14 protein-coding genes are annotated in these 9,747 nt (G+C 71.5%); 11 read left to right on the plus strand and 3 right to left on the minus strand.

What is annotated here, in order from left to right; all coding sequences use genetic code 11:
• Positions 1-83 precede the first annotated feature (83 nt).
• The 3 genes from C7C46_RS35430 to C7C46_RS30410 all read left to right on the plus strand — a co-directional run bounded on the left by C7C46_RS35430 (position 84) and on the right by C7C46_RS30410 (position 2,468).
• Entirely contained in the window at positions 84-260 is a 177-nt protein-coding gene (locus C7C46_RS35430; protein ID WP_181442615.1) for a hypothetical protein, read from the plus strand.
• A 125-nt stretch (positions 261-385) separates the two neighbouring features.
• Entirely contained in the window at positions 386-1,108 is a 723-nt protein-coding gene (locus C7C46_RS30405) for a TetR family transcriptional regulator (protein WP_110673153.1), read from the plus strand.
• Between the two features lie 181 nt (positions 1,109-1,289).
• Entirely contained in the window at positions 1,290-2,468 is a 1,179-nt protein-coding gene (locus C7C46_RS30410; protein ID WP_110673154.1) for an alpha/beta hydrolase, read from the plus strand.
• 22 nt (positions 2,469-2,490) lie between these two features.
• On the opposite strand, the gene C7C46_RS30415 is transcribed toward C7C46_RS30410, so the two are convergent.
• The gene (locus C7C46_RS30415) at positions 2,491-3,513 is read right to left on the minus strand and encodes an aldo/keto reductase (protein WP_110673155.1); all 1,023 of its coding nucleotides are present in this window, start codon (positions 3,511-3,513) and stop codon (positions 2,491-2,493) included.
• 123 nt (positions 3,514-3,636) lie between these two features.
• Between C7C46_RS30415 and C7C46_RS30420 the strand changes: the two genes are divergently transcribed.
• The 5 genes from C7C46_RS30420 to C7C46_RS34490 all read left to right on the plus strand — a co-directional run bounded on the left by C7C46_RS30420 (position 3,637) and on the right by C7C46_RS34490 (position 6,337).
• Complete coding sequence (locus C7C46_RS30420) at positions 3,637-4,470, plus strand: serine hydrolase domain-containing protein (RefSeq protein ID WP_110673156.1); 834 nt, start codon at positions 3,637-3,639, stop codon at positions 4,468-4,470.
• 147 nt (positions 4,471-4,617) lie between these two features.
• Positions 4,618-4,803, plus strand: coding sequence for a DUF397 domain-containing protein (locus tag C7C46_RS30425; RefSeq protein ID WP_110673157.1), 186 nt, complete (start codon positions 4,618-4,620; stop codon positions 4,801-4,803).
• Positions 4,804-5,044: 241 nt separating this feature from the next.
• Positions 5,045-5,362 carry a hypothetical protein gene (locus tag C7C46_RS30430; RefSeq protein WP_110673158.1) on the plus strand — a complete coding sequence of 106 codons (318 nt, stop codon included), beginning with the start codon at positions 5,045-5,047 and terminating at the stop codon, positions 5,360-5,362.
• A 199-nt stretch (positions 5,363-5,561) separates the two neighbouring features.
• Positions 5,562-5,882, plus strand: a complete 321-nt coding sequence (locus C7C46_RS30435; protein WP_146259268.1) for a hypothetical protein — start codon at positions 5,562-5,564, stop codon at positions 5,880-5,882.
• A gap of 98 nt (positions 5,883-5,980) precedes the next feature.
• A complete protein-coding gene (locus tag C7C46_RS34490) occupies positions 5,981-6,337 on the plus strand; it encodes a hypothetical protein (protein WP_146259269.1) in 357 nt (118 codons plus the stop codon).
• Between the two features lie 109 nt (positions 6,338-6,446).
• Here the strand turns inward: C7C46_RS34490 and C7C46_RS35435 are convergent, their stop codons facing one another.
• Both C7C46_RS35435 and C7C46_RS30445 read right to left on the minus strand, forming a co-directional pair.
• Complete coding sequence (locus tag C7C46_RS35435; protein ID WP_181442616.1) at positions 6,447-6,611, minus strand: hypothetical protein; 165 nt, start codon at positions 6,609-6,611, stop codon at positions 6,447-6,449.
• A gap of 130 nt (positions 6,612-6,741) precedes the next feature.
• Positions 6,742-6,996 (minus strand): hypothetical protein, encoded by a 255-nt coding sequence (locus tag C7C46_RS30445; RefSeq protein ID WP_146259270.1) that lies wholly within the window; start codon positions 6,994-6,996, stop codon positions 6,742-6,744.
• 115 nt (positions 6,997-7,111) lie between these two features.
• Between C7C46_RS30445 and C7C46_RS30450 the strand changes: the two genes are divergently transcribed.
• The 3 genes from C7C46_RS30450 to C7C46_RS30460 form a co-directional block, all read left to right on the plus strand.
• Positions 7,112-8,182 carry a Scr1 family TA system antitoxin-like transcriptional regulator gene (locus tag C7C46_RS30450; protein ID WP_181442617.1) on the plus strand — a complete coding sequence of 357 codons (1,071 nt, stop codon included), beginning with the start codon at positions 7,112-7,114 and terminating at the stop codon, positions 8,180-8,182.
• A 241-nt stretch (positions 8,183-8,423) separates the two neighbouring features.
• Positions 8,424-8,861: a hypothetical protein gene (locus C7C46_RS30455; RefSeq protein ID WP_110673163.1), complete on the plus strand. Its 438-nt coding sequence runs from the start codon at positions 8,424-8,426 to the stop codon at positions 8,859-8,861.
• A 97-nt stretch (positions 8,862-8,958) separates the two neighbouring features.
• A partial coding sequence (locus C7C46_RS30460; protein ID WP_146259271.1) for a hypothetical protein occupies positions 8,959-9,747 on the plus strand: 789 nt, incomplete at its 3' end.

A 9,747-nucleotide genomic window follows, 5' to 3' on the forward strand; every position in this document is an offset into this window, starting at 1 on the left:
GCCTCCCCGATCGGGGAGGCCGGCCCTCGGCCGTTCGGCGCAACCGGCGCGCGGCGCGACGGGCAGGCGGCGACGATCCACCCATGCGCGAAGAGATCCTGGCCCGGGCCCGCTGGCTGCTCGAAGAGCTGCAGCTGCCGCCGGCCGAGGCGATGGACTGGCTGCGGGACTACTACCCGGAGCTGGAGCTGGAGGAGCGGGCGCGCTGCCTGCGCCAGGCGGCGCAGCCGCCCGCGGCCGCGGTGACCGCGGAGGAGTGAGAAGGCGCCCGGGCCCGCCCGTCCCCACGGAGCGCATCGGCCGCGCGGGCGCCGTCTCGCCGAGATTATGTCAGCCGCTGACATCAGGCAAACAGTGCCAACCCCCGCCGCGCTATCGTGTTCGCATGGCCCCCACCAGCACGGCGTTCCCGGCCCCCGGCTCCGACCCGGCGGCCGCAGAGTCCGCCACCACCGGCCTGCGTGAGCGCAAGAAGCAGCGCACCCGCGAGGCCCTGGTGGACGCCGCGCACCGGCTCTTCCTCAGCCAGGGCTACGCCGGCACCACGGTGGACGAGATCGCCGCCGCCGTCGACGTCTCCCAGCGCACCTTCTTCCGGTACTTCGCCAACAAGGAGGAAGCCGCGCTCGCGGTCATGTCGGACGCCGAGGACCACTTCATCGAGCTGCTGCGGGCCCGCCCCGCCGGCGAGCCGCCGCTGCCGGCCATGCGCGAGGCGATCTGCGCCACCTGGCGCGACTTCAGTGCCAGCCACCACCCGGCCGGGCGCGGGGTCACCGCGGCCCTGGAGCTGGTCCAGCTGATCGAGACCACACCCACGCTGCTCGCCGCCCACCTGCGCCGCTCCGCCGACCAGGAGCGCCGGGTGGCCGAGATCCTGGCCGCCCGGGAGGGCGTGGACCCGGCCGCCGACCTGCGCCCGCGCCTGCTGGCAGCCGTCTTCGGCGCCGCGGTGCGCACCGCCCACCTGGCCTGGACCGCCGGGGCCGCCGCGCGCCCGGCCGAGGACGACGGCCCCGAGGGCCTGATCGCGGTGATCCAGCACCACCTGGACCAGCTCGGGCCGGCGCTGGCCGCCGACTGGAGTGACACCGCGCGGGGCATCTGACGCCCACTCAGGCGGGTGGCGGCCGCAGGCCGTAGACTCGACCGGGTTCAGGGCTGCTGTGATTCACCCCACAGTTTGAAGCGTCCACATCCGCGCTTCCGAGCACCTACGCTGGCCGATTGAACGCAATAGTGAGACCGGCTGTCGCCAGACCAGCTGCCGTACCACCAGGAGTTGATCTATGCAGCGCAGGCGGCTGAAGCGGATTCTGATCGGGGCCTTCGCCACCTGCGCGGTGCTCGCCGACGCCGGGGCGGCAGCCGCCCAGGCCGCCGCCTCCAACGAGCAGGTGGCGATCACCACTCCGCCGCCCGGCTCCGCCGCCTGGGTGCAGGACCACTCGCTGGGCCGCCCGCTGCCCGACCCGGCCAACGCCGAGCCGGCCGCCGTCGCCGCCTTCTTCGCCGCGCTCACCCCCGCCCAGCAGGACCGGCTGGCCCGCGCCTACCCCCTGGTGGTCGGCAACCTGGACGGCGCCCCCCTGCAGCTGCGCTACCAGGCCAACGCACTGGCCGTCAGCCAGGAGGTGGCGCACGCCAAGGCCCAGGCGGCGGACACCTCGCTGGACGCCACCCAGCACGCGCTGGCGGTCTCCCGGGCCAACGACTGCCAGGCACTGCTCACCCCCGGCCGGCAGATCCTCTCCTTCGACCCGCGCGGGCGCGGCCTGGCCAGCGAGGTCTTCGGCGACCTGGCCACCGCCCAGCGGGTCGCGGTGATCGTGCCCGGCTCCGACACCGACCTGGGCCACTTCGACCGCACCTTGGAGCCCCTGCGCTCCCCCGACGGGATGGCCCGCGCGCTGCGCGCCGAGGAGCAGCGCCAGGCCCCCGGCACCCGCACCGCCGTGGTCGCCTGGACCGGCTACGTCACCCCGGTGGGCCTGGGCCCCGACGCGGTCACCTCGCGGCTGGCCGACGCCGGTGCGCCCCGGCTGCAGCGGCTGCTCGCGGGCCTGGCCGTCACCAGCTCGCCGAGCGCCCCGCCGGCCCTGTTCTGCCACTCCTACGGCTCGGTGGTCTGCGGCACCGTGGCGCCCGGACTGCGCGGCGAGACCACCGACCTGGTGGTGCTGGGCAGCCCGGGCATGGGCGTCAGCAGCGCCCAGGAGCTGGGCACCGCGGTGCACGTGTGGGCCACCCGCAACCCGAGCGACTGGATCGGCAACGTCCCCTACCTGGAGGTCGGGGGCCTGGGCCACGGTGCCGACCCGACCGGTGCCGACTTCGGCGCCGAGGAGATCTCCTCCGCGGGTGCCGCCGGCCACATGGGCTACTTCGCCGACGGCACCGCGAGCCTGCACAACTTCGCCGCGATCGCGCTCGGGGACTACCAGTCGGTCAGCTACCGGACCGGCTGACCCGCACCGGTCTGACGCAGGGTCACTCCCGGCCCGCCGAGCTGAACCTCATGTCGGCGTAGCGGTTGCCCGCGACCTCGCCGCCGATCGGCTCCAGCAGCGCCAGCTCGGCCGCGGTCAGCTCGAGGGTGGCGGCCGCCGTGTTCTCGGCGAGCCGGGTGCGCTTGCGGGTGCCCGGGATCGGCACCACGGTCAGCTTGTGCACCTGGGCCTGCTGGTGCACCCAGGCCAGCGCCACCTGGGCGGTCGTCACCCCGCGCGCCTGGGCAACCTGCTGGATCGGCGCGACCAGCGCCGCGTTGGCGGCGGCGTTCGGGCCGGTGAACCGCGGCATGCTGCGCCGGAAGTCGTCCGCGGCCAGCTGCTCGGCGTTGGCGAAGGAGCCGGTCAGGAAGCCGCGGCCGAGCGGCGAGTACGGCACGAAGGCCACCCCGAGCTCGGCGGCGGTGCCGACCACGTTGCGCTCCACGTCACGCGAGAAGAGCGACCACTCGGACTGCACGGCGGCGATCGGGTGCACCGCGTGCGCCTCGCGCAGCTCCGGGCCGGTCACCTCGGACAGCCCCAGGTGCCGGACCTTGCCGGCCGCGACCAGCTCGGCCATCGCACCCACCGACTCGGCCAGCGGCACGTTCGGGTCGCGCCGGTGCATGTAGTACAGGTCGATCACGTCCACCCCGAGCCGGCGCAGCGAAGCGTCGACGGCGGCGTGGATGTACGCCGGGTCGTTGCGCACCCCCCGGTAGGCCGGGTCGTCCGCGCGGCGCTCGATGGCGAACTTGGTGGCCAGCACCACCTGCTCGCGGTGGGCCCGGACGAACGGGCCGATCAGCTCCTCGTTGTGGCCGCTGCCGTAGACGTCGGCAGTGTCGAACAGGGTGACCCCGGCGGCCAGCGCCGCCTCCAGGGTGGCCAGCGCCTCGGTGGTGTCGGTGGGTCCGTAGAACTCGCTCATGCCCATGCAGCCCAGGCCCTGCACACCCACCAGTGGGCCACCGGTACCGAGTTCGACCGTGGGCAGCTTGCTCGTGGCCTCGTTGCTCATCTTCGGTGCCTCTCGCGTGTTGCTGTGTTCTGGCGGTCTCGACGCTATCCACTTCGAGTGCGCTCGAAGCAAGCCCGACCCGCCGTCGCCGCAGTGGTCCGGGCTCCTGCGATCATTCCTGTCATGGAGAGCCTGAAGATGATCGAGGACTGGCCCGTCGACACGGCGGCCGTGGCGGTGGTGCGGGGTGCGGACGGCGCGCTGCTGGGCACGCACGGACCGCAGCAGCACCGTTTCCAGCTCGCCTCGGTGACCAAGCCGCTGACGGCCTACGCGGCGCTGGTCGCCGTCGAGGAGGGCGTCTTCGAGCTGGACGACCCGGCCGGGCCGGACGGCTCCACGGTGCGCCACCTGCTGGCCCACACCTCCGGGCTCGCCTTCGACGAGAACCGGGTGATGGCCGCCCCCGGCACCCGCCGGCTCTACTCCAACGCGGGCTTCGACGTGCTCGCGGCCACCCTCGCCGAGGCCGCCGGGATCCCGTTCGCGCAGTACGCGGCGGAGGCGGTCTTCCAGCCGCTCGGCATGACCGCCACCGCCATCGAGGCCACCCACCGCACGCCGGCCGGCGCCGGCGGCACCTCCACCGCGGCCGACCTGGCCCGCTTCGCCGCCGAGCTGATGGCCCCGCGCCTGCTCCACCCGTCCACGGTGCTGGCCGCCACCCGCGAGGTCGCCTTCCCGGGCCTGAGCGGCGTGCTGCCGGGCTACGGCCACCAGAAGCCCAACGACTGGGGCCTCGGCTTCGAGATCCGCGCCCACAAGTCCCCGCACTGGACCGGCGCGCTCTCCTCACCCGCCACCTTCGGCCACTTCGGGCAGTCCGGCACCTTCCTGTGGGTCGACCCCGAGGCGGGCGTCGCCTGCGTGGCCCTGGCCGACCGCAACTTCGGCCCGTGGGCTGCCGAGGTCTGGCCGGTGCTGACGGACGCGGTGCTGACGGAGCTGCGCGGCTGACGGCGCGTCGGGCCTGACGGAGCGTCACCGGCCCGGGGCCGCCGGGGCGCGCCAACTCCGGTTGCCGTGCGCCGCGTGGGCGACCTTCGTCCGAGGTGTCGCCACCGGGGAGTTTGGGGTCGACCGACCCGAGGAAAGCTGTCCGGCATGCAGTGGCACACCAGCACGCCCAGCGACGGCGGCGAATGCGGCGAGGTCTCGATGAACCTCGCCGCGATGATCCCGGTCCGCGAGAACGACAAGGCCCCGTACGGCCCCCAGCTCGCCTTCAGCCCGGCCGCCTGGTCGGCCTTCGTCCACAACGTCGCCGCCGAGGAACTCGACGCCGCCTGACGTGACCCGGACTTGGTACCGAGGGGCACTGGTGGTGGCCAGCGGGGTCGACCAGGGAGGTTGCTTCCGGCTGTGCCGGACAGGCTGCGCTCAGTGGCGGCACCACCCCCTCGCCCTCCGGCGTCGCGCGAACTATGCGGGGCAGTACGATCGGGAGCTTCACAAGGAGCCTCTGGCAAGAGCTGAAAGTGGGGCACCCGAAACCGGGCGCCCCACTGACCGCTTGGTAGGAGATACCGTCTTGGTCGACCAGGCCGCCTGTGCCACGAAGGCCCACATCAACATCGAGCACCTTCTGCAGAGGGGTGTCCGGGAGTACCGAGTCACCTGGCCCGTCGTGCTCCGTGACTCCTGGCCTGGTTTGGGCATCTGGATGCTGATCGCGATCGCACTCGGCATCTGCCTCAAGCCGCTTCCCGTAGTGGGACTTTTCGTACTGATCTTCTGGCTGGCACTGGTGCTGGCCCTGTTTCTTATCCGGTCGACCACCGGACATACACTCAAATGCTCGACCCTGGCGGCATTCGAGCGGGTTTCCGCTGTCACCACACATATGTGAATTCAGCGCGAGAATACCCACGTTGAACGCCGCCCGCCCCGGAGGCTTGGGCCCTGCTGATCATCTCGGCTCACGCTCGCCGCGTGACAACCAACCGGGTGCCCACCTTCACTGGCGAAGGCCCTGGAACCCGATCTGCGGTTTAGGCCATACCATCTCCGGGGTTACTCACCTCGCCGCTCGCGTGGGCGGGGCCCTGATGGACCCGGGTGCCTACTTCTCAGGCCTGTTCAACGAACCGTGGCTTGAGTGGCTGGGGGATGGCCTCAAGCTCCTCGGAGCCGTCGTGAAGTTCGCCACGTATCTCGGCTGCGTGGTCTGTGCCCAGGCCAGTGCGGCGCTGATCGCTCTGTCAGCCGCCGCCTACTACGCAGTTGCTGACACTGCAGGGGGCAATCAGACGATGATGGTCGCGGCGCTCACGGCAGTCGGCGGCGGCCTCGCCGCTCGGATGGGAGAACTCAAGACCATCGGAGGGGCGCAGTCTCGGCTGCTCGAACCGGCGCGGCCGCGAGGGTGATCACTGCCGCAACCTGCCTGGCGAGCAAGCAGATCTGTGGGCCCACCGCCGGCTGTGGCACGGAGTAGGGTACGGAAATCGGAAACCGATCGGATGTGATGACCACGCTCAGCGAGAAGGATATTGTCCGGGGACCGCGCGCAAGGGAATTGTGGAAACTGCTTCCCGCCAAGGCCCGACGGCAGACGTTCAAGTCAGCCAGGAGGCGCCAACCGATCTCCGATCCGGAGACCGCCGCACTGGCCGTCGGCTGGGCACGGCAGGTCCTCGGCGGACCAGGTCGGCGCCCCGCACGAGTCCTTGACCAGTTGGGCTACGTCTTCATGGCGTTCATCACCACACCAAGTGTCTTCGCTCCCTTGGACGTCTTCGACGGCGATGAGAAACACGACCTGAACCCCTACGTCCGTTGGCTGGCCCGGCAGATCGAGAAGACCAATCCGGTCCACGGGTAGCGCGTCACACAGCAGGTGGAGCACTGGGCGAACTCCCGGGGCTGCCTGAGGGGAGGTGGGTCGGGCACCGGCCAAATCCGGTCGGCGCCCGGCGCGCTTCCACGGCCCGTCAGAACGGAGATCCTCCCTCCTCCGCCACCACGCAGCGGCAGCACCCGCACGCGGGCCACTCGCCGGAGATCGGAGGGGTGTAGGGCTCGCCGAGGCGGACGGTCTCGCGGGAGAGCTCGATCCGGTGGCCGGCGGCGGTCAGGCGGTAAGTGCGTAGGGTCATCAGGCTCTGGCGCCTGCTGCTGTACTGGTACATCCGGTACCCCCTCAGGCGGGCTTGCAGAAGGGGCAGTTCGGCCAGCCAAGCGGGCAGTCCGCGATCCGGCGGCGCCAGGTGCGCCAGCGCGGGGCGGTCACGCCGGCCCGCCGGCGTCGAGTCCGCTGCGGAGCACGCCGCAGAGCGTCCGCGCGTGGTCCACCCGGATCCGGCCCAGGTCCAGTAGGACGTTGCCGGTGAACCCCCGCTCCTGCCGGTCCAGGCAGGCCGACGGGAGCGTGACCCCGGCACGCCGCAGCAGGTCGAGCAGGTCGGCCAGCACCTCCTCCGCCTCGGCCCGCTTGGACTCGATGATCGCGGCCAACTGCGAGCCGCCGTCGCGCTTCTCCACTACCGGTCCTTTCGTCGCAACCTGTCACCAAGCATCGGCAGTGGGTAGTACGTTGGCCAGATCTGGGCCTTGCCAGCGGGATTCGGGCAGGGAAACGCGAGCAAGAGGTGGGGACATGCCGACTGGGCGTTCGAGTGAGCACCTGCCGCTGACACCCGAGTCCTTCGGCTGGCTGCTGCGGGACTGGCGGCGCCTACGCGGCGTGAAGAACGCGGCGCTGGCAAGGGAGTTCAAGTGCCACGACTCCCTGCTGAGCAGGTTCGAGGGCGCCCAGCGCAAGCCGCACCGGGAGTATGTGGAGTGGGTGGACCACCGGCTCGACGCGGGCGGTGCACTGGTGCGGGCGTTCGAGGAGGTGGACTGGGACAGAGAGGCCGTGCACCCGGACTGGTTCCAGCGGTACGCCGGCTTGGAGGAGAAGGCGGACTTGATCCGCGGCTACGACCTCAAGCGGTTGCCAGGACTGCTGCAGACCCCCGAGTACGCGCGGGCGCTGTTCCGATTCGCCAGGCCAGAGGCGACGGACGAGCAACTCGCCAACAGCATCGCGGCGCGCATGAGTCGCCGAAGGCGCTTCCTCAAGGCCGACGGCCCGCAGCTCGTGCAAGTCCTGGATGAGGGCATCATCTGGAGTCCGGTAGGCGGCCTGACCGCCATGCGCGAGCAACTGCAGCACGTGCTGGACCTCGGTGAGCGCCCCAACATCGTGGTACAGGTCGCCCCTTTCAGTCTGGGCGAACGCGGCGGCCCCACCTCAGGTTTCACGCTGCTGACCTTGCCCGGAGGCGAGCAGTGGGCGTACTCGGAGAGCATGAGCAAGGGGTATTTCGCTAACGACCACGACACCATCAAGGCGCGCTCGCGGTCCTATGATCGGCTCCGGGCGGAGTCGCTCTCGGCATCGGACACCGCCCGACTGATCCGCCGTGCCATGAGAGGACTCGTCAACGTGCCCATCAGCTTCCCGTCACAGCACCTCACTTACTCCTTCCAGAAGGCGGCCTGGCGGAAGAGCACCTATAGCGACGGGGACGGCGGCCAGTGTGTCGAGGTCGCCCTCAACCTCGCCCCCGTCGTCCCCGTCCGCGACAGCAAGGACCGCCATGGCCCGCAGCTCAACTTCCCCTCCTCCGCGTGGGCGAGCTTCGTCCGCGGCGTCGCCGCCGGGGAGTTCGACGCTAGCTGACCGCCCGTCCGCACGGCCCGGTGCGGCCCTCACACTTCGCACAGATATTCGGACAACGTTCGCGCCCCCGCACACCCGAGACGGCCCGGCCCGCAGCAGCCACAGCCCGGCCGGGATCGACTCGGGCGCTCGAACTCCGCTGTCCTGAAAGCTCCCTGCGCCGGCGCCGGACCTTGACCACAAAAACTCCACGGCGGAATCCTTCGTGCCTCAAGGGTCCCCACGACGGAGGAGTTTTCTGGTGGGCATTCGGAAAATCGCGGCCGCAGTCGGCGTGAGCGCCATCACGGCGGCCGGCCTGATGATCGCGCCGCAGACCGCTTCGGCGGCCACCGCCTGGCCGGGGTGCAGCGGCAGTGCGCTGTGCTACTGGGAGAACTCGGGCCACCAGGGCGGCTCGATCAGCCTGGCCGACCCGGACCACGGGGGCGGGTTCTGTGCGCCGAACTACACGGCCTACGTGTTCAGCAACCGCGACCAGCTGGCCAACAACGAGGCCGGCGCGAAGAATCAGAGCGCGAACTACACCGCGTTCCTGTTCATCAACCACATCGGCAGCGACTGCGACGCGTCCAAGACGTACCAGCCGTCCGACCCGCTGGAGGTGGACCCGGGCGTCGACTTCCCGGTGCTGCCCGCGCCGTACAAGAACAACCTGATGGCGAACACCTGGTACTAGTCGGGCCGGCCTGGCGTGCGGGTGCGGCGGGCCCCGCCCCCACGCCCGGCCTCCGCNNGCCCCGCCCCCACGCCAGGCCTCCGCAGGGGGATGGCATATGACGTACCGTCAACTTGGCTCGGCCGCAGCAGCACTGCTCGCTGCCCTCGCCGTGGCGGGGTGCGCCACGTCGCAGCAGGCGGCGCCCGGGGCGGCACCCGCGTCGGCGTACGCGCACCCGTCGGGAGCGCCGTCGATTGCGCTGAAGACCGGGTACGCGGATCCGGCGACCGGAACCGTCAAGGACTTCCAACTCCCGCTGGACGCCTACCGGCCGACCCCGGCGCAGAAGCTCACGCTGGACAACGCGCGGATCGCGCTGGAGAACTCCTGCCTGCGCAGCTTCGGCCTGAGCGTCCAACTGCCCCTCAAGGCCTCGGAGCCGGACCTCTCCCACCTCAACGCGGGGCTGTTCGGACCGACCGACGAGCAGGCGGCCCGCGCACACGGCTACCGGCTGCCCCAGAGCGCCGCCCCCGCACCCGCCGCCTCGCCGGTGAACCTCCCGCAGGACGCGCAGCAGTTGCTGACCGGGTCCGGGCCGACCGAGGTGGGGGGCAAGGCGGTGCCGCAGGGCGGCTGCCTGGGCCAGGCGAACCGTCAGCTGGCCCAGGGCGGACCGCCGGCACCGCGCGACCCGAACTACGCCAACAACCTCGCCGCCTCGCTGGGCAGCACGGTGGACGCGGACCCGACCGTGCTGGCCGTGCAGCAGAAGTGGAGCACCTGCATGAAGGCGGCCGGCTTCACCTTCGCCACCTCGATCGACGCCATGACCAACTCCTGGCCCGGCGCCGCCCCCTCCTCCACCGAGATCGCCACCGCCACCGCCGACGTGCACTGCAAG

The organism is Streptomyces tateyamensis (genome assembly GCF_003205575.1).
Lineage (GTDB): Bacteria > Actinomycetota > Actinomycetes > Streptomycetales > Streptomycetaceae > Kitasatospora > Kitasatospora tateyamensis.

Coding starts and splice junctions, on each gene's coding strand:
- C7C46_RS30420 (WP_110673156.1), top strand. CDS start 3,637: ATGGAGAGCCTGAAGATGATCGAGGACTGGCCCGTCGACACGGCGGCC.
- C7C46_RS30405 (WP_110673153.1), top strand. CDS start 386: ATGGCCCCCACCAGCACGGCGTTCCCGGCCCCCGGCTCCGACCCGGCG.
- C7C46_RS34490 (WP_146259269.1), top strand. CDS start 5,981: ATGACCACGCTCAGCGAGAAGGATATTGTCCGGGGACCGCGCGCAAGG.
- C7C46_RS30450 (WP_181442617.1), top strand. CDS start 7,112: ATGCCGACTGGGCGTTCGAGTGAGCACCTGCCGCTGACACCCGAGTCC.
- C7C46_RS30415 (WP_110673155.1), bottom strand. CDS start 3,513: ATGAGCAACGAGGCCACGAGCAAGCTGCCCACGGTCGAACTCGGTACC.
- C7C46_RS30435 (WP_146259268.1), top strand. CDS start 5,562: ATGGACCCGGGTGCCTACTTCTCAGGCCTGTTCAACGAACCGTGGCTT.
- C7C46_RS35430 (WP_181442615.1), top strand. CDS start 84: ATGCGCGAAGAGATCCTGGCCCGGGCCCGCTGGCTGCTCGAAGAGCTG.
- C7C46_RS30425 (WP_110673157.1), top strand. CDS start 4,618: ATGCAGTGGCACACCAGCACGCCCAGCGACGGCGGCGAATGCGGCGAG.
- C7C46_RS30410 (WP_110673154.1), top strand. CDS start 1,290: ATGCAGCGCAGGCGGCTGAAGCGGATTCTGATCGGGGCCTTCGCCACC.
- C7C46_RS35435 (WP_181442616.1), bottom strand. CDS start 6,611: ATGACCCTACGCACTTACCGCCTGACCGCCGCCGGCCACCGGATCGAG.